The following is an 18338-nucleotide window of genomic DNA, read 5'->3' as shown; positions in this document are numbered from 1 at the left end:
GGGGAGAGCGAACGACGGGGTCCGCGTCGGCGCCCGATCTGGCACGTTCACCTGCGCTCTGCCAGGATGTGGAGGGTGAACGAGAACACGCCCTCCGCAGCTTCCCAGCCCGCCCCCACCGCCTCGCCGTCGGCCCCCGTCCGGCCCGGGCACGGATCCGCCGCGCGACGCCTCTCCGCGCGCATCGGGGCGATCGCCGAGTCCGCGACCCTCGCGGTGGACGCGAAGGCGAAGGCGCTGAAGGCGGCCGGGCGGCCGGTCATCGGCTTCGGCGCGGGCGAGCCGGACTTCCCGACCCCCGCGCACGTCGTCGCCGCCGCCCAGGATGCCGCCGCCGACCCGCGCAACCACCGCTACAGCCCCGCCGCGGGCCTGCCCGAGCTGCGCCAGGCGATCGCCGAGGCCACGCTGCGCACCGACGGCATCGAGGTCGACCCCGCCCAGGTGCTCGTCACCAACGGCGGCAAGCAGGCCGTCTACGAGGCGTTCGCGAGCCTGCTGGACCCGGGCGACGAGGTCATCCTGCCCGCGCCCTTCTGGACCACGTACCCCGAGGCGATCCGCCTCGCCGGGGCGCGCGAGGTCGAGGTGCTCTCCGGCGCGGACCAGGACTACCTGCCCACCCTCGCGCAGCTCGAGGCCGCCCGCACCCCCGCGACCCGCGCGATCCTGCTGTGCTCCCCCTCGAACCCGACGGGCTCCGTGATGAGCCGCGCGCAGCTCGAGGAGATCGGCCGCTGGGCGCTCGAGCACGGGATCTGGGTGATCTCCGACGAGATCTACCAGCACCTCACCTACGACGGCGTCCCCTTCGTCTCGATCCTGGACGCCGTGCCGGAGCTCGCCGACACCACCGTGCTCCTCAACGGCGTCGCCAAGACCTTCGCGATGACCGGCTGGCGCGTGGGGTGGCTGATCGGCCCGAAGGACATCGTCAAGGGCGCCTCGAACCTCCAGTCCCACCTCACCAGCAACGTCAACAACGTCGCGCAGCGAGCGGCGCTCGCCGCGCTCACGGGGCCCATGGACGACGTGGCGAGGATGCGCGAGGCCTTCGACCGCCGTCGCCGCGCCATCGTCGAGGCGCTCTCGAGCATCGACGGGTTCCGCGTGCCCACTCCCGAGGGCGCCTTCTACGCGTTCCCGGACGTGACCGCTGTGCTGGGCCGCACGATCCGCGGCACGCGCGTGGAGACCAGCACCGATCTCGCCGAGGCGATCCTCGAGCACGCCGAGGTCGCCGCCGTCCCGGGCGAGGCCTTCGGCGCCCCCGGGCACCTGCGCTTCTCCTACGCCCTGGCCGACGAGGATCTCGCCGAGGGCATGGAGCGCCTGGCCGCACTGCTCGCCGAGTGAGCACGCCCGGCCGGCGCGATCTCCGCACCCTCCCCAAGGCGCATCTGCACCTGCACTTCACGGGGTCGATGCGCCGGGACACGCTCGTGGCGATGGCCGCCGAGCGCGGCATCCGCCTGCCGCGGATCCTGCACGCCGACGAGGCGCTGCACGTGGACGCCACGCGCCGGGGCTGGTTCCGCTTCCAGCGCCAGTACGACGCCGCGCGCCACGTCGTCGACGGCGAGGAGGCGATGCGCCGGATCGTGCGCGAGGCCGCCGAGGACGATCTCGCGGAGGGCTCCGGGCGGCTCGAGCTGCAGGTGGATCCCACGGGCTACGCGGGGCACGTCGGCGGCATCACCCCGGCGCTCGAGATCGTCCTGGACGAGGCCGAGCGCACCGAGCGCACACTGGGTCTGAGCATCGGGATCGTGGTCGCCGCCTCCCGCACGCGCCATCCGCTGGACGCGCGGACCCTCGCGCGGCTGGCCGCGCGCAACGCCGATCGCGTGGTCGGCTTCGGCCTCTCGAACGACGAGCGCCGCGGCGCGACCTCGGAGTTCGCACCGGCCTTCCGCATCGCCCGCGAGGCAGGACTGGCCTCGGTGCCCCACGGCGGCGAGCTGCTGGGGCCCGATCATCTGCGCGAGGTCGTCGACCACCTGCATCCCGACCGGCTCGGGCACGGGGTGCGATCGGCGGACGACCCGCGCCTGCTCGCGCGCCTCGCCGACCAGGGCGTCGGACTCGAGGTGTGCCCGGCCTCGAACGCGGCGCTCGGGGTGTACCGCTCCGCCGGGGACGTGCCCCTGCGGCGGCTGCGGGAGGCGGGGGCGCGGATCGCGCTCGGCGCCGACGACCCGCTGCTGTTCGGCTCGCGGCTGCTCGCGCAGTACGAGATCGCCCGGGAGGCCGGCTTCACGGACGCGGAGCTCGCGGGCCTCGCGGCCGACTCGATCCGCCTCTCACGGGCCGATGCGGCGACGCGGGAGCGCCTTCTCGCCGGGGTCGCGGCGTGGCTCGACGCGGAGCCGACCGGCCACGCGGAGCCGAGCGGCCCTTCCCACGGCTGAGGCTCAGCGGTCCTGGCCGGCGCCGTCCTCCGGGAGGGCGAGGAAGAACGCCGGGGAGCCGAGGTCCTCGCGGGCGAAGGCGTCGGCGATCGCCTGGGCGACGTCCTGGGCCGAGCCCGCCTCCACGAGGGCGATCGTGGAGCCTCCGAAGCCGCCGCCGGTCATCCGGGAGCCGTGGGCGCCGGCCGCACGGGCCGCGTCCACGGAGACGTCGAGCGCGGGGACGGTGACCTCGTAGTCGTCGCGCAGCGAATCGTGGGAGGCGTTCAGGAGTGCGCCCAGCTGCGCGACGCCCTCGCGGACGCTCCCGCTCTCGAGCAGCGCGTGGAAGTCCCGCACCCGCTGGATCTCCGTGATGACGTGGCGGGCGCGGCGGCGGACCACCTCGTCGTCGATCCGGCCCAGGGCCTCGTCGAGGCCGTCAGGGTCGATCTCGCGCAGGGTCCCCACGCCGAGGATCTCCGCCGCGCGCTCGCTGTCGCGGCGGCGGTCGACGTACTCGCCTCCGGCGTGGGAGTGCTCGGCGCGGGTGTCGGTGATGAGCAGGGCGAGGCCCTGGCCGGCGAGATCCCAGGCGACGGGGGTGGTCGAGAAGTCGCGGCAGTCCAGCAGCAGCGCGCGGCCCTCGCGGGCGAGGACCGAGGCGGACTGGTCGAGGCCGCCGGTCGAGGCGCCCACGAAGTCGTTCTCCGCGGCGATGCAGGCGCGCACGCGCTCGAGCGGCGTCGTGCCCAGGCTCAGGAGCGATTCGAGGGCCTCGGCGGTCGCGCACTCGACGGACGCGCTCGAGGACAGTCCGGACCCGAAGGGCACGTGGCCGTCGAGGTAGATGTCCACGCCCTGCTGGACGGCGCCGCTGATGAAGGGGCGCAGGGCCCAGAGCACGCCGGTCACGTAGGCGGGCCAGCCCTCGACGGCGCCCGGGGCGAGATCCCCGGCCTGCCCCTCGAAGACGACGTCGCTCTGCGCGGAGCGCACGCGCACCAGATCGGTGGGCGTGCGGGCCGCGGCGACGAAGCAACGGTGGGAGATCGCCATCGGCAGGCACAGGCCGTCCTGGTAGTCGACATGCTCACCGATGATGTTCACGCGGCCCGGGGCCGACCACACGCCGTCGGGCTCGTATCCGTAGGCGGCGGCGAAGGCGCGGGCGGTGGCGTCCACGGCCTCGCCGCGATCGGGGGCCTCGAGGATGACGGCGTCGCTCGACATGGGGGTGCGGTTCCTTCTGGTCGGGGGTGCGGCCCGGGCGGGCCGGTCTCTGGATTCGCCCTCGGAAGCGGCGGAGCTCAGGGGCGCGGGGCGATGCAGCTGACGGACGGCGAGGGGATCGGATCGGAGGCGATCGTCAGGTCCCGGCCGTCGAAGCGCAGGACGTCGATGCGGTCCGCCTCCTGCGCGGCGACCAGGATATGCCCCTGCGCCTGCGTGAAGTGGCGCGGGTGGGCGCCCACGCCGGTCTCGGCGATCAGCTGCGGGGCGATCTGGCCGCGGTCGAGCACGCTGAGGGTGTTCGGTCCGCGGTTGGCGACGAGCAGATGATGCTCGTCGTCCGTGAGCTCGAGATGGGAGATCGCGTTCTCCCCCTCGACGCTGCTCGAGGGGACGCTCGAGGACACCTTCCAGCTCGCCTCGATCGAGGAGCCGTCGCCCACGAACTGCCGTTCGGTGCTGCCCGGCCGGGCGCGCACGGCGGTCGCGATGCGACCGTTGAGCTCGCAGGAGACGTGCAGCTCGGAGCTCTCGTGGTCGGCTGCGAGGTGCCGGGGCCCGCTCCCCCGCTCGAGCGCGATCTCCGCGGCCAGGTCGATGTGCCCGTCGATGTCCTGCCGGTAGAGCATCACGCGGTCCAGGCCCAGATCGGGCACGGCCACGAGATCGGTGCCGGGCAGGAGGACGACCTGGTGGGGATGGGCGGTGCGCCCCTCGCCGAAGTCGCCGTGGTCGTCCTCGTCGATGAGGGAGACGGGCACGCCGTCCTCGTCGAGCGCGAGCGTCTCGACGCTGCCCGAGCCGTACTGGGCGACGATGAGGGTGCGGCCGTCGGGCCCGAGGGCGAGATGGCAGCCGCCCTCGCCCCGCAGGGTGATGTCCGCCATGGTCTCGAGGGAGGCGAGATCCTCGCCCGGGCGCAGCGCGAGCACGTGGGTGGGGCTGGTCTCGGTGACCGCGTACAGCAGCGCGCCGTCCTCGCTCCAGATGACGAACGAGGGGTCGGGCGCCTCGGCACGGGCGAGCACCTCGACGCCCCCGGCCGACCCGTCGGCCCCCGGGTCCGGCGACCATCGCAGCAGCTCGATGCCGCTGCCCCGGCCGGAGCCGGAGGTCGAGTAGCAGCCCGTGGCGAGGAGTGTGGTGGTCATCGGTCCTCCTGGGTGGGGGCGTCGCTCCGTCGCGCGCCGTCGGTGGTGCCGGATCCGCCGTGTCCGTCAGGGCCGCCCACGGCCCCTGCGGGAGCATCGAGATCGAGCTCCTGCTGGAGGTCGTGGAGGACCGACGGCGGCAGGGCCGACATCTCTCCGGTCATCGTAGAGGGTTCGATGCGGCCCGCGTCGCGCCGACGGCGCCGAGGAAGCGTGAGGCGGCGACGGCGGGGCGTCTGGAACGGCGTCGCGACGACGGGCGTGAACGCCCAGCCCGCCGCGCCGCGACGGCTCAGCACGCGGGTCGCGAGCAGCTGGCCGAGCACGGCGCCCGCGGCGATCCCCACGGCGATCTCCGCCGCGCTGAACAGCTCGGCGCCGCCGCGGCCGATGTCCTCGCTGAGCGCGAGCAGCCCGCGGTAGATGCGGCTGCCGGGCACCAGCGGGATGATGCCGCCCATCATCAGGGCGAGCGCGGGGGCGCGCACCCGTCGGGCCACGAGCACGGCGAGCACGCCGACCGCGAACGCCGCGCACGCCGAGGCCCAGACGCGGTCGAACACGAACTCGGTGAGCAGGTAGACGACCACGGCCGACACCGAGGAGACCATCGCCATCCAGCCCAGCACCCGGGCCGGGGTGAAGGTGCCGACGGCGAAGCCGAGACCCATCACGGCACCGGAGACGGCGGCCGCGACCAGGGAGGCGAGGGTCACGGGGGCTGTGGGCTCGACCGAGATGTGGAGGCCGAGCAGCTCGGCACCCAGGAGTCCGGCGCGCACGCCCACCACGATGCCCACGGTGAGCATGAGCGTCTCCAGGATGCGGGCCGAGGCGGTGACGTACCAGCCGGTGATCGCGTCCTGCATGGACCCGATCGAGGCGAGCCCTGCGAGCAGCACGATGATGCAGGCCACCACGACGATGGCCGAGTTCTGGGCGGGCGCGAGGGCGTGCAGCACCACGGCCACGACCACGCCGATGAGACCGCCCGCGGCCTGCCCGAAGAACATGGGGATCTGGCGCGCCGCCATCACCTCGGTGAGCGCGACCAGGGCGCCGCTGGCGAGGGTGGCGGTGAGCACCACCAGGATCGTCCCGCCGAAGCTGAAGGCCGCCGCACCGCCCATCACGGCGAACCCCAGGAACGCGAGCCAGCGCGGATAGTGCGGTCTCTGCTGGGGGATCGAGCGCACCTGGACGAGGGCCTCCTCGAGGCTCACGGTGCCCAGGATGTAGTGCTCGGTGACCTCCTCGAAGGCCGAGAGGCGCGCGAAGTCCTGCACGCGGCTGCCGGTCGCGCGGATCCTCGTGAACGGCGTCGAGTAGTCGTCGGGGAGGTAGGACAGCGACACCTGGTTGAAGGTGACCTCCACCACGACGTCACGAAGACCCGAGGAGCTGATGATCCTCAGCACGGTCGCCGTGACCTCGGAGGCGGCGGCTCCGTTGGTCAGCAGACCCTCGCCGACGCGCATGGCGAGGTCGAAGACGGAGTGCAGGCGGACGATGTCGGTGGGCACGGCCCGAATCGTGTCACACTGACAGGCGCCTGCGCGCCACCCCTCCAGCGGGCGACCCTGTGCGCACGGCGCCCCCGGAAGGAAGACATCTGTGAACGACTCCGACGTGACCGGCGCGAACCCGGCGTCCTCAGCCCCCTCCCCCTCCTCGACCCCGGAGCAGGCGTTCGCCGCGCTGCTCGAGGGCAACCGGCGGTTCGTGGACGGCGACGCGCTGCACCCGCACCAGGACGAGGCGCGCAGGCGCCTGCTCGAGACCGGGCAGGCCCCCTACGCCACGGTTCTGGGGTGCTCGGACTCCCGCGTGCCCGTCGAGCTGCTGTTCGACCAGGGCTTCGGCGACGTGTTCGTCTCCCGCAACGCAGGTCACGTGCTGGGACGCTCCATGCAGGCGTCGGTCGAGTTCGCCGTCGCCGTGCTGGGCGTGCGGGTCGTGCTCGTGCTCGGGCACGAGTCCTGCGGCGCCGTGGGCGCGACCGTCGAGGCGATCAAGGAGGGCACGCAGCTGCCCGGCGAGATGCCGATCCTCGTCGAGCACGTGCGCGACCACCTCGATCCCGAGGATCCGGCTGCGCGCGCCGTCGAGGCGCACGTGCTGGGCACCCTCGACGAGCTGCGCGAGCGCTCGAGCATCGTGCGCGAGGCCGAGGAGCGCGGGGAGATCGTGCTGGCCGGCGCCGTCTACGGGCTCACCGGCGGCGCAGTGCGCGTGGTCAGCGGACCGGAGGTCTGAGGCAGCGAGGTCCGACGGGGCGGGGTCCGACGCGGCGAGGTCCGACAGGCCCCGGCCCGTCGGACCCGGCATCGGGCCGCCGTCGGCCGGACGCTCAGACGCTCAGAGGTTGGGCGCCGCGGAGAGCACCGCGAGGCCGCCCGCGAGGGCGAGCATCACGAGCACGTCCAGCCCCCGCGAGCGCACCACGAGCGCCCCGAGCAGCGAGGCGGGCAGGCACGCCCGCAGCAGGGCGACCACGAGCAGCAGGGCCGCGAGCAGGCGGCCGGCCACGACGGCGCTCGTGGAGGCGCCGAAGCCCAGGACCGCCACGAGCGCGATGAGGGCGAGCAGCAGGAGCGTCTGGCGGCGCAGTCCCTCGCCCAGCGGCACCCGGCGCGGCGCGGACTGTGCAGGACCGGCTGCATCGGCGTGCGCCTCGTGCCCCGCGGCGTGCCCCGCGTCCGCGTGCGCCTCACGCCCCGCGTCGGCGCCCGCATCGGGGCCGACGCCGGGGCCCGGGGACGTGCTCGGCGACATGCGCGACATCGTACGGGCTGAGGATGAGCACGGGATCCGAGGACGGGATCCGAGGCCGGCGGGCCGCATGCTCCGGCCCTCGGCGGACGCCTGTCCCGTCGGCGGGACGATCCGCGCATCGACCCCGGGCCGCTCGCACGGGTCGCCCGCGCGGGGCTCCCCGGCCCGTCTAGGGTGGAGAAGGGCCGTCGACGACGTCGGCCCGAGTCGCGAACCGAGGAGAAGCATCCTGATGACCACCCCGTCTGCGTCCGAGGCCGCCGTGCCCGGTCGGCTGGAGCACGACCTGCTGGGAGACCGTGAGGTCCCCGGTGACGCCTATTACGGCATCCAGACCCTGCGGGCGCAGGAGAACTTCCGCATCACCGGTGTCCCGGTCTCCCACTTCCCGGAGCTCATCGTCGCCCTCGCCCACGTCAAGCGCGCGGCCGCCCGTGCGAACCACGAGCTGGGCGCGCTCGACGACGAGCGCGCCGCCGCGATCGAGCAGGCCTGCCGGGAGATCGCGGACGGCCAGCTGCACGAGCAGTTCGTGGTCGACGTGATCCAGGGCGGCGCCGGCACGAGCACCAACATGAACGCCAACGAGGTCATCGCGAACCGCGCCCTGGAGATCATGGGGCACGCCAAGGGCGAGTACGAGCACCTGCACCCCAACAACCACGTGAACCTCGCCCAGTCCACCAACGACGTCTACCCGACGGCGGTGCGCCTCGCGCTGCTGCTGAGCTTCCCGAAGCTCGCCGACGCCATGGACGGGCTCATCGTCGCCCTGCGCGAGAAGGGCGACGAGTTCGCGGACGTCCTGAAGATGGGCCGCACGCAGATGCAGGACGCCGTGCCGATGACCCTCGGCCAGGAGTTCCATGCCTGGGCCACGACGATCTCCGAGGACGTCGAGCGCCTGACCCGCACCGGCCGCCTGTTCAAGGAGATCAACCTCGGCGCGACCGCGATCGGCACGGGCATCACCACGGATCCCCGCTACGCGCAGCTCGCCGCGGAGGACCTCTCCGAGATCTCCGGCGTGGACTTCGTGGTCGCCGCCGACCTCGTGGAGGCCACGAGCGACACGGGCGCCTTCGTCACCTTCTCCGGCGTGCTCAAGCGGATCGCCGTGAAGATCTCCAAGATCTGCAACGACCTGCGCCTCCTGAGCTCCGGTCCGCGCGCCGGGCTCGCCGAGATCCGACTGCCCGCGGTGCAGCCCGGCAGCTCGATCATGCCCGGCAAGGTGAACCCCGTCATCCCCGAGGTCGTCAACCAGGTCGCCTTCGAGGTCATCGGCAACGACCTCACCGTGACGTTCGCCGCCGAAGCCGGGCAGCTGCAGCTCAACGCCTTCGAGCCCGTGATCGCCTTCAACATCCTCGAGTCCATGCTCTCGATGACCCATGCGATGTCCACCCTCGCCGACCGCTGCGTGCGCGGCATCGAGCCCAACCACGAGGTGCTCGAGGACTACGTGGAGCGCTCGATCGGCGTGGTCACCGCGCTCGTGCCGGTGATCGGCTACGCCGCCGCGACCGACATCGCACGCACCGCCCTCGAGACCGGGCGGCCCGTCCGCGACCTGGTGCTCGAGGCGGGGCTGCTGGACGAGGCGCACCTGAGCGCGCTGCTCTCCCCCACCATGATGACCCGCCCCCATCGTCCGACGCCGACCGGCACCATCCCCGTGGTCGACCCCGCCACGGACTCCGGCGAGGTGCCGCGCATGGTGGCCGACGACAACGCGGTGACCGAGACGAGTCGCTGACCGCGCCCCTGCGCACAGCGCGAGGCCCCGAGGAGCAGTGCTCCTCGGGGCCTCGCGTCATGCGGCCGCGGACGGACGCCGACTACTCGTCGGCCTCCTCCTTCTTGCCGCGCATGACGAGCTTGGGATCGGGCTCGCCGACGACCTCGTGGTCCTTGCCCTCGTACTCGAACTGGGAGAGGAAGTAGCGCATCGCGTTGAGGCGGGCGCGCTTCTTGTCGTTGGAGCGGATGATCGTCCACGGCGCGTACTTCTTGTCCGTGCGGCGGAACATCTCCTCCTTGGCCTCGGTGTAGGCCTCCCAGCGGTCCAGCGACTCGAGGTCCATCGGGGAGAGCTTCCAGCGCCGCACCGGGTCCAGCTGGCGGATCGCGAAGCGGGTGCGCTGCTCGCGCTGGGAGACGGAGAACCAGAGCTTCGTGAGGTGGATGCCGGAGTCCACGAGCATGCGCTCGAACAGCGGCGCCTGGTTCATGAACCCCTCGTACTCCTCATCGGTGCAGAAGCCCATCACGCGCTCGACGCCGGCGCGGTTGTACCAGGAGCGGTCGAACAGCACCATCTCGCCCTCGGTGGGCAGGTGCTGGATGTAGCGCTGGAAGTACCACTGGCCCTTCTCGCGATCACTCGGCTTGTTCAGCGCGACCACGCGCGCGGTGCGCGGGTTCAGGTGCTCGGTGAAGCGCTTGATCGTGCCGCCCTTGCCGGCGGCGTCGCGGCCCTCGAAGATGATGATCGACTTCTGGTCGTTGTCCTCGAGCCAGTACTGGTACTTCAGCAGCTCGACCTGCAGGCGGTACTTCTCGAGCTCGTACTCGTCGCGGTCCATGCGCGTGTCGTACGGGTACCCCTCCTGCCAGGTGTACACCGGGTTGCCCTGCGGGTCGATGAGGTCGGGATCGGGCGTGTGCCCGTCGGCCACCGTGTACCCCTCATCCCTCAGATGCTCGATGTACTCCCTGAGGTTCTGGTTGTCGGGGACCTTCACGCGACTCTCCTTCGGACATCCGGGCGCTCTCGCAGGAGCGACCGGGATCGGCTTGCTCCCCAGGGTATGCGGCGCATCTGTCCAGCGGGTGAACTCGACCGCAGTCGGACGCCGCGGGGCCGGTCGGGGCGAGGCCGACGGGCGGGAGCGGGGTCGGGCGGTCCCGGTGCGGGCAGGTGCAGGCGGGCGCAGGCGGGCGCAGGCAGGTGCGGGGGTGCGGGGGGCACGGTCGCGGGCGGGCCGAGGGTGAGGAGCCGTGGCGATATCGCCACGGCTCCTCACCCTCGGCCCGTCCAGGACACGGGCACACGTGTCACCGCCCGAGGGCGGCGGCGTGCGGGTCAGTGGGCGAAGTGGCGGGTCCCCGTGAGGTAGAGGGTCACTCCCGCCGCACGGCAGGCCTCGATGACCTCCTCGTCGCGGATGGAGCCGCCGGGCTGCACGATCGCGCTCACGCCCGCGTCGATGAGGATCTGGGCGCCGTCGGCGAAGGGGAAGAAGGCGTCGGACGCGGCGACCGCTCCGCGGGCCCGCTCGGGCGCCTGCTCGCCCTCGGCGTGCTCGCCCAGGGTGTTGGCGCGCTGCACGGCCAGACGGCAGGAGTCCAGGCGGTTGACCTGGCCCATGCCGATGCCGACGGCCGCGAGGTCCTTGGCCAGCAGGATCGCGTTGGACTTCACCGCCCGCACCGAGCGCCAGGCGAACACGAGGTCGGCGAGGGTGCTCTCGTCGGCCGCCTCCCCTGCGGCGAGGGTCCAGGTGGCGGCCTCGTCGCCCTCGGCCTGGTAGGCGTCGGACTCCTGGATCAGGGAGCCGCCCCAGATCTGGCGGATCTCGACGCCGCCGCGGGGACGGTCGGCGATCCGCAGGATCCGCAGGTTCTTCTTCGTGCGCAGCAGCTCGAGGGCCTCGTCCTCGTAGGCGGGAGCCAGGATCACCTCGGTGAACACGGGCTTGACCTGCGTGGCCATCGCGAGGGTCACGGGGCGGTTGGTCGCGATCACGCCGCCGTAGGCGGAGAGCGGGTCGGTGCCGTGGGCGCGTGCGTGCGCGGCGGCCAGGTCCTCGTCCTCGGTCGCGACGGCGATGCCGCAGGGGTTGTTGTGCTTCATGACGACCACGCACGGCTGGTCGTGATCGAAGGCGGCGCGGGTGGCGGCGTCGGCATCGACGTAGTTGTTGAAGCTCATGGCCTTGCCGCCGAGCTGCTCGGCTCCGGCCAGGCCGGGGTTCTCGTCGTCGATGACGGCGACGCGGGCGCGCTGGTGCGGGTTCTCGCCGTAGCGCAGTGTGCGCAGACCGGCCTCGGCGGCCTCCTCGTCGTCCATCTCCAGGAGGTAGGCCGGGGAGTCGGCGTCGGCGTCGGAGTCCGGGGAGTCGGAGACTCCCCCGTCGGCCCCGCGGAGGGTCCCGGCGCCGAGGGCGGAGGCGGTGTCCTCGCCGTCGGTCCCGTCGAGCTGGCCGAGCATCCAGTCGCTGATCGCGGTGTCGTACTCGCTGGTGCGGCCGAAGGCGATGGTCGCGAGCTCCTGGCGCTCGTCGAGGGTGAAGCCGCCGCGCGTGGCCGCATGGCCGGCGCGCGCGTAGTCCTCGGGATCGACCACGACCGCGACGGAGGCGAAATTCTTCGCCGCGCCGCGCACCATCGACGGCCCGCCGATGTCGATCTTCTCGATGATCTCGTCGAAGGTGCCGCCCGCGGCGACGGTCTCCTCGAAGGGGTAGAGGTTCACGACGACGAGGTCGAAGGGCTGGATCCTCTGGTCCTCGAGCTGGGCGCGATGGTCCTCGAGCCGCAGGTCGGCGAGGATGCCGCCGTGGATGCGCGGGTGGAGGGTCTTCACGCGCCCGTCGAGCATCTCGGGGCTGCCGGTGACCTCGGCGACGTCGGTGACGGCGAAGCCCGCCTCGCGGATGGTGCTGGCGGTGGAGCCGGTCGAGACGATCTCGACGTCGGCCTCGGAGAGGGCACGGGCCAGGTCCGTCAGGCCCGTCTTGTCGAAGACGGAGACCAGGGCGCGGCGGATGGGACGGCGGTCGGTGGAGCTCACGGAGCGTTCTCCTCGCGGATCGGTGCGGTGCGGTCGATGCGGCGGCTGCGCGGACGCGGTCGCCGCCATCACATGCGGGCACCCAGGCGGTCGATGCCCACGATCGTCACTCCCCGGTGGTCCGCCCACCTGCGCCAGTCGTGTGGGTCCAGTGTATCCGGGGCAGGCGGGAGGTCCGGAAGGGGTCAGGGGGCGAGCGTGCGCGAGAGGTCGCGCACCACGTCGACGAGCATCTCGCGCTCGACGACCTTGATGCGCTCGTGGAGGCTCTCCTCGGTGTCGTCCGGCCGGACGTCCACCGCGCGCTGGGCGAGGATCCGCCCGGTGTCCACGCCCGGGTCGACCTCGATGACGCTGGCCCCGCTCACCTTCACCCCGTAGGCGAGGGCGTCGCGCACGCCGTGGGCCCCGGGGAAGGACGGCAGCAGGGCGGGATGGGTGTTGATGATGCGCCCGGGCCGGGCTTCGAGCAGCGGCGGGCCGATGAGCTTCATGAAGCCGGCGAGCACCACGAGCTCCGGCGAGAGGGCGGCGACCTCGCGGGCCAGGGCCGCGTCCCAGGCCGCGCGATCCGGGTGGTCGCCCAGTCGGACGACGGCCGTCGGCACGCCCGCGCTCTGCGCATGCGCGAGGCCGGAGGCGGCGCGGTCGGCGATCACGCCGACGATCTCGTAGGGGCACTCCTGCTCGTGCTGCGCCGCGAGGAGCGCGGCGAGGTTGCTGCCGGTGCCGGAGATGAGGACGACGATGCGTGCTGGAGCCACGGGGCAACCCTACGGGGAGCGCGCCGGGACGAGGACGGGCGTCCGGGTGGCGTGCGCGGGACCGCGCGCGAGGAGCAGTGCGCGAGGGGCGGTGCCCGAGCGGTCGCCGACCGAGGCGCGCGGCATGCGACGTGCGGGTCCCGCTCGCGCAGCGGGCACAATGGTCGGGTGAGCAGTCCCGAGCCCGAGTCCCCCGCCCCGTCCGAGTCGACCCTGCGCTATCGCCGGATCCTCACCCGGCTGCTCGTGTCCCTGCTGGCCTCATGGGTGCTGATGATGCTGCCGCTGCCGTGGTCGCTGCTCGCCGGTGTCGCGGGGATCGTCACGGCCGTGCTGCTGGTGCGGCTCGTGATCGCCGCCTGGAGGGACCGCCGGCCGGCGATGGCCGTGATCTCCGCGCTGGTGGGCGCCCCCGCGGTGTTCATGATCGTGCTCGGCTCCGTGACCGGCGCGATCTTCTACGGTCCGATGTCCGAGCTCGAGCAGTGCCGGGACGAGGCGCTCACCCAGCAGGCGCAGGATGCGTGCCGGGACGAGGTGCAGAGCTCGGTGCTCAGCTGGATGGAGGGTCTGACGGGGTCCTGACCGAGGCGTCGTCGTCCTGGTCGCGGGCGCGCTCGTCCTCGGAGCGATCCGTGCTCCCGTTCTCGCGGGACTCGGCCGCCTCGACGCGGCCGCGCAGCCCCGCCCACTGGGCGCGCGCCCAGGGCAGGGCAGGCGTGAGGCAGACGGCGGCGACGGCGGCGGTGGGCAGCACCACGATCCCCAGCAGCGGCAGCAGCAGGGAGCCGATCCGGGGTCCCAGAGCCTCCAGCGAGCCGTCGCCGATGCCGCCGGTGGCGAGTCCCGCGACCAGCAGCACGAGCAGCAGCAGGGCGACCGCGTAGGCGACGAGGGCGACGACGCGCTCGCGCAGAGCCGACTCCGAGGAGTCGGCGTCGGCCCCCTCCCCCACCAGGTCCCGGCACAGGCGGATCGCGCCGAGCGCGATCGCGACCACGGGCAGCACGATCAGCAGGCGCGTCCACCAGGGCGCGGTGCCCGGGTCCGGCACGATGCCCAGCAGCGGGAGGGCGGGCATCACGGTGGTCTCGGCGCCCGCCAGGCTGATCACACTGCCCGCCCCGAGCGTGACCGAGCCGCCGAGGATGACCACGAGCACCCACACGGCGATCAGCGGGAACAGGGCGAGCTGCAGCAGCAGGAGCACCACTGACCCCCAGAAGCCCGCGTGCAGGGACTCGTGCAGCGATGCCACGGCACCGAAGCGGATCGCGATCATCGCCGTGCAGACGAGCGCCGCGGAGGCGGCGAGGCCCGCGAGCGCGAGGAGCACCGCCCGGGCGACGGAGCCGTAGGGGGCGGGGAGCAGGGAGAGGATGCGCACCTCCGGCACGCCTCCGCCGCCGCGTCGGCGCAGGGCGAGCAGCGCTCCGGCGAGACCGCCCACCACGGAGACCAGGGCGCCGGAGACCACCGCGGAGGGCACCACCGCGTGCACGAGGGTGCTGCGGGCGATCGCGGCGAGTACGCCGAGCCCGGCGGTGTAGACGACCACGAGGGCGCCCAGGCACATGCCGCCGTCGCGCAGGGCCCGAGCCCGCAGGGCGCCGTCGGCCGAGATGGGGCGGAGGCGGCGCACGGCGCGCCGGGCCGCGAGGGCGACCACCACGAGCAGCACGATCGTGAGCCCGAAGGGCATCACGGCGATCGAGCCGGTGACCGAGCCCGCCTGCAGCAGCAGGCTGCCGCCGTGCCCCAGGACGAGCGCGTCCAGGGCCAGCAGGATCGCGCCGAGCACTCCCAGCGATCCGTGGGAGGAGGAGAGCTGGGCGATGAGCGCGGGGACCACGGTGATCGCGAGGCCCGTGCCGAGGGCGCTGAGGGCCGCGAGCGCCCCGGCGAGCACCGGGGAGTCCAGCCGCACGTCGCCGCGGTCCGCGCGGGCGCCGTCCTCGCGCGTCCTGCCGCCGCCTCCGCCGTTGCCTGCCACGTGCACCTCTGTCCTGGTCCGGTCCCGGTCGGGTCGTCCCGTCCTCCGCGGGCGCGCTCCACTGTGACCCGCAGAGCGCGGCAAGTCCAGCGCGCAGGGTCCGTGTCGCATAATCGTGCTGATGCCCACCTCAGACCCCGTCCCCGATCCGTCCTCCTTCTCCGCGGACTCCGCGCCCGGTGCGCCGAGCGCGCATGCCGCGCCCGCCGCGGCGCCCGCCCTGCGCGTGCGCACCCTGCGCCTCGAGGACGAGATCGACCTGCCCGCGCACCTGCCGCGCGACCTCACCGCCGCCTGGCTGCGCCACGGCCAGGGCATGGTGGGCATCGGCACCGCCTGGACCTGCACCACGAGCGGACCCGATCGCTTCGAGGAGGCCTCGGCGCGCTTCCGCGAGCTCGCCGCGGCCGCCCGCATCGACGACGAGGTCGGCACGCGCGGCAGCGGGCTCATCGCCTTCGGCAGCTTCTCCTACGCCGCGACCTCCCCGCGCCCCTCCACGCTGCTGGTGCCGCGCGCGATCCTCGGCGTGCTCGACAACGATCCGTTCCTCACCCTCGTCGACGCGCTCGACGAGCAGGAGGACGCGTCGGACGCGATGGACCGGGTGCCCGCAGCCCCGGCGGACTGGCGGGACCTGTTCCCCTCGACCCCGCGCGCCGAGCGCACGCGCGTGCAGATCGACCCCGACCACACGCCTGACGAGTACCAGGAGCTGGTGCGCCGGGCGCTCGGGATGATCGACGAGGGCCGCGCGCAGAAGATCGTGCTCTCGGAGTCCTCGACCGTGCACCTCGAGCAGGCGCAGCCGGTCGCGACGCTGCTGGGGCGCCTCGCCGAGTCCTACCCGACCACCTGGGTCTACCACCTGGCCGACGTCATCGGCGCGACCCCGGAGATGCTGGCGGACACCGAGCACGGACGCCTGTTCAGCCGCGTCCTCGCCGGCAGCCGCCCTGTCGCCGAGGGCTCGGAGCTCGCCGAGCAGGACCGTCGGGCCTTCCGCAGCGACGCCAAGGAACTGGCGGAGCACGCCTTCGCGATCGACTCGGTGACCTCGCGCCTGGCGGATCTGACCACCGAGATCACCGCCTCCGCCGAGCCGTTCGTGCTGCGGCTCCCCGGCCTCGAGCATCTGGCCTCGGACGTCGCGGGCGAGCTGCGCGAGGGCGTCACGAGCCTGGACGTGGCGGGCCGGCTGCACCCGTCGGCCGCCGTGAGCGGCACGCCGCGGGAGGCGGCCGACGCCGCGATCGCCGAGCTCGAGGTCCGCGACCGCGGCGGCTACGCCTCCCCCGTGGGGTGGATGGACGCCGAGGGCGACGGCCAGTGGGCGATCGCCCTGCGCATGGCCCACCTGGAGACGCCCACGCGGGTGCGCGTGCAGTCCGGCGGCGGGCTCGTCGCGGGATCCGACCCCGTGCTCGAGCACGCCGAGGCGCTCGCGAAGTCCCGGCCCGTCCTGCGCGCCATCGGCCGCCCCGAGGACTGAGAGCCCGCGGGCCCCGCGTCGATCCCCGGGTCGGACGCCCGTCTCGGCCCCGAGCCGGTCAGCCGCGTGGCCGGCCAGCCGTTCAGCCGGCCTCGGTGAGGGTCACATCCTTGGTGATCTCCTTCTGGCCCCGCACGATCGTGAGCTTGTGGGAGGAGCCGACCTCGAGGCCGCGCACCATGCCGGTCAGCGCGGCCGCGCCGTTCACGGGCACGCCGTCGACCTGGGTGATGAGATCGCCCTCCTTGAGCCCGGCGTCGGAGGCCCCCGAGCCGCGCTCGATCGAGCGCACGAGCGCCCCGCGGTAGCTCGCGCCGGAGACGTCCTGGCTGCTGTCCTGCGCGGTGACGCCCAGCAGCGCGTGCTTCGCGCTCCCGCTCTCGATGAGCTGGTCGACGATGAGGGTGACGGTGTCCGAGGGGATCGCGAATCCCAGACCGATGCTCCCGGACTGCGAGGAGGAGGACTCCCCCTCCTGCGAGAAGGTCGCGATCGAGGAGTTGATGCCGACGACCGCGCCGCTCGCGTCCACCAGCGGGCCGCCCGAGTTGCCGGGGTTGATCGCGGCATCGGTCTGCAGGGCCGACGAGTAGGTGGAGTCGGATCCGTCGACGGCCTCGCCCTGCGTGGTCACAGGACGGTGCACGGCCGAGATGATGCCCGTGGTCACCGTGTTCTCGAGACCCAGCGGGGTGCCCACGGCCATCACGTCCTCGCCGACCTGGACGTCGTCGGAGTCGCCGAAGGAGGCCGGGGTGAGGTCGTCCGGCGGGTCCTCGAGCTTGATCGCGGCGAGGTCGCTGGTCGCGTCGGTGCCGATCACGCGGGCGCTGTAGGTGCGGCCATCGGTCAGGGAGACCTCGACCTTCTGGGCGCCGGAGACCACGTGGTTGTTCGTGATGATCGTGCCGTCCTCGCGGTAGATCACGCCGGTCCCCTCGGCCTGGCCCGAGGCCGTGCTCACGGAGATCGCGACCGTGCTCGGCGAGACCTTCTCCGAGACGCTCTCCCAGTTCGGGGTGTCGCCGTCCTGGGCGACGGGGCTCGCGTCGGCCGTCTTCGTGCTGCTCGAGGAGGTCGACGACGCGGCGGAGCGCGACCCCTGGCCGTCGACCTGGTCGTAGGCGATGACGCCGCCGAGGGTGAGCCCGCTGCTGAGCAGCATGCCGGCCATCACCAGGCCCGCGACGCCCACCCAGCCCGGACCGCGGCGCCGGGCCGCGGGGGCGGAGCCCGGGATCGCCGGGGCAGAGCCCTGGATGGCGGGATCCGGGCCCTGCGCGGCCTGGGCGCCGGCAGGCGTCGCCGCGCCGGACGCACCGGTCGCGGCCGCTCCCCAGCTCGGGGAGGCCGATGGGCTGCGCATGTCCTGGGGGCCCTGCGCGTTCTGCGGGCCCTGCGGCTCGCTCCATCCGTAGGAAGCGGAGGCCGTCGGGGACGCTGCGCCGTAGGGGTCGTCATGCTGCGACGGGGCGCCGTACGGATCGCCGCCCTGCGGCGGGGCGCCGTGCTCGTCGGCCCCGAGGCCGTCGAGGCGCTGGGTCTCGTCGACCCGCCCGAGCTGCTCGGTGGGATCGGCGGAGACCGGGTGCTCGGTGGTGTCGTCGGACGGGCGGCGGTCGGCGGACCCGTCCGGGGCCCCGGTGCCCTGGGGGACGTTCGATTCCTCGGATGACATGCCAGTCATTGCATCCCCTCGTGCCTTGAAGTCCTTGCGATCGAGCTGTGCGCTGGCTGTGTCG

At 73.4% G+C, this 18338-nt stretch carries 15 protein-coding genes and 1 riboswitch; of the genes, 6 read left to right on the top strand and 9 right to left on the bottom strand.

Annotated features, from left to right (window positions below):
- Positions 1 to 183 precede the first annotated feature (183 nt).
- Positions 184 to 1356, top strand: coding sequence for a pyridoxal phosphate-dependent aminotransferase (locus tag Bra3105_RS15780; protein ID WP_228359677.1), 1173 nt, complete (start codon positions 184 to 186; stop codon positions 1354 to 1356).
- The gene (locus tag Bra3105_RS15775; protein WP_228357660.1) at positions 1353 to 2411 is read left to right on the top strand and encodes an adenosine deaminase; all 1059 of its coding nucleotides are present in this window, start codon (positions 1353 to 1355) and stop codon (positions 2409 to 2411) included. The genes Bra3105_RS15780 and Bra3105_RS15775 overlap by 4 nt, the downstream gene beginning before the upstream one ends.
- A gap of 3 nt (positions 2412 to 2414) precedes the next feature.
- On the opposite strand, the gene galK is transcribed toward Bra3105_RS15775, so the two are convergent.
- The 3 genes from galK to Bra3105_RS15760 all read right to left on the bottom strand — a co-directional run bounded on the left by galK (position 2415) and on the right by Bra3105_RS15760 (position 6297).
- On the bottom strand, positions 2415 to 3623 hold the full coding sequence (gene galK, locus Bra3105_RS15770; protein WP_200501886.1) for a galactokinase: 1209 nt from the start codon (positions 3621 to 3623) through the stop codon (positions 2415 to 2417).
- Positions 3624 to 3700: 77 nt separating this feature from the next.
- The gene (locus Bra3105_RS15765; RefSeq protein ID WP_228357659.1) at positions 3701 to 4774 is read right to left on the bottom strand and encodes a lactonase family protein; all 1074 of its coding nucleotides are present in this window, start codon (positions 4772 to 4774) and stop codon (positions 3701 to 3703) included.
- Positions 4771 to 6297, bottom strand: coding sequence for a threonine/serine exporter family protein (locus tag Bra3105_RS15760; RefSeq protein WP_200501888.1), 1527 nt, complete (start codon positions 6295 to 6297; stop codon positions 4771 to 4773). The genes Bra3105_RS15765 and Bra3105_RS15760 overlap by 4 nt, the downstream gene beginning before the upstream one ends.
- A gap of 91 nt (positions 6298 to 6388) precedes the next feature.
- Here Bra3105_RS15760 and Bra3105_RS15755 point away from each other — a divergent pair, with 91 nt between their 5' ends.
- Positions 6389 to 7030: a carbonic anhydrase gene (locus Bra3105_RS15755; RefSeq protein ID WP_228357658.1), complete on the top strand. Its 642-nt coding sequence runs from the start codon at positions 6389 to 6391 to the stop codon at positions 7028 to 7030.
- Between the two features lie 102 nt (positions 7031 to 7132).
- On the opposite strand, the gene Bra3105_RS15750 is transcribed toward Bra3105_RS15755, so the two are convergent.
- Positions 7133 to 7549 carry a DUF3017 domain-containing protein gene (locus Bra3105_RS15750; RefSeq protein WP_200501889.1) on the bottom strand — a complete coding sequence of 139 codons (417 nt, stop codon included), beginning with the start codon at positions 7547 to 7549 and terminating at the stop codon, positions 7133 to 7135.
- Positions 7550 to 7781: 232 nt separating this feature from the next.
- On the opposite strand from Bra3105_RS15750, the gene aspA reads away from it, so the two are divergent.
- A complete protein-coding gene (gene aspA / locus Bra3105_RS15745; RefSeq protein WP_228357657.1) occupies positions 7782 to 9308 on the top strand; it encodes an aspartate ammonia-lyase in 1527 nt (508 codons plus the stop codon).
- Between the two features lie 82 nt (positions 9309 to 9390).
- On the opposite strand, the gene ppk2 is transcribed toward aspA, so the two are convergent.
- The 3 genes from ppk2 to purN form a co-directional block, all read right to left on the bottom strand.
- Positions 9391 to 10296 (bottom strand): polyphosphate kinase 2, encoded by a 906-nt coding sequence (ppk2, locus tag Bra3105_RS15740; RefSeq protein ID WP_200501891.1) that lies wholly within the window; start codon positions 10294 to 10296, stop codon positions 9391 to 9393.
- 341 nt (positions 10297 to 10637) lie between these two features.
- Positions 10638 to 12347, bottom strand: coding sequence for a bifunctional phosphoribosylaminoimidazolecarboxamide formyltransferase/IMP cyclohydrolase (gene purH / locus Bra3105_RS15735; RefSeq protein ID WP_228357656.1), 1710 nt, complete (start codon positions 12345 to 12347; stop codon positions 10638 to 10640).
- Between the two features lie 73 nt (positions 12348 to 12420).
- Positions 12421 to 12499: riboswitch (ZMP/ZTP riboswitch) on the bottom strand.
- 33 nt (positions 12500 to 12532) lie between these two features.
- Positions 12533 to 13111, bottom strand: a complete 579-nt coding sequence (gene purN / locus Bra3105_RS15730; protein WP_200501893.1) for a phosphoribosylglycinamide formyltransferase — start codon at positions 13109 to 13111, stop codon at positions 12533 to 12535.
- A gap of 168 nt (positions 13112 to 13279) precedes the next feature.
- Between purN and Bra3105_RS15725 the strand changes: the two genes are divergently transcribed.
- A complete protein-coding gene (locus Bra3105_RS15725) occupies positions 13280 to 13696 on the top strand; it encodes a hypothetical protein (protein ID WP_228357655.1) in 417 nt (138 codons plus the stop codon).
- On the opposite strand, the gene Bra3105_RS15720 is transcribed toward Bra3105_RS15725, so the two are convergent.
- Positions 13665 to 15104 carry a cell division protein PerM gene (locus Bra3105_RS15720; protein WP_228357654.1) on the bottom strand — a complete coding sequence of 480 codons (1440 nt, stop codon included), beginning with the start codon at positions 15102 to 15104 and terminating at the stop codon, positions 13665 to 13667. The genes Bra3105_RS15725 and Bra3105_RS15720 overlap by 32 nt on opposite strands.
- Positions 15105 to 15225: 121 nt before the next feature.
- Between Bra3105_RS15720 and Bra3105_RS15715 the strand changes: the two genes are divergently transcribed.
- Positions 15226 to 16596 (top strand): isochorismate synthase, encoded by a 1371-nt coding sequence (locus tag Bra3105_RS15715; protein ID WP_228357653.1) that lies wholly within the window; start codon positions 15226 to 15228, stop codon positions 16594 to 16596.
- Positions 16597 to 16678: 82 nt separating this feature from the next.
- Here Bra3105_RS15715 and Bra3105_RS15710 read toward each other — a convergent pair whose 3' ends face one another.
- Positions 16679 to 18274, bottom strand: coding sequence for a S1C family serine protease (locus Bra3105_RS15710; RefSeq protein ID WP_228357652.1), 1596 nt, complete (start codon positions 18272 to 18274; stop codon positions 16679 to 16681).
- Between the last annotated feature and the right edge of the window lie 64 nt (positions 18275 to 18338).

Origin of the sequence: Brachybacterium halotolerans subsp. kimchii (genome assembly GCF_020792675.1) — a bacterium.
Classification (GTDB): Bacteria; Actinomycetota; Actinomycetes; order Actinomycetales; family Dermabacteraceae; genus Brachybacterium; species Brachybacterium halotolerans.
This window is presented reverse-complemented; position numbering and strand designations above follow the sequence as displayed.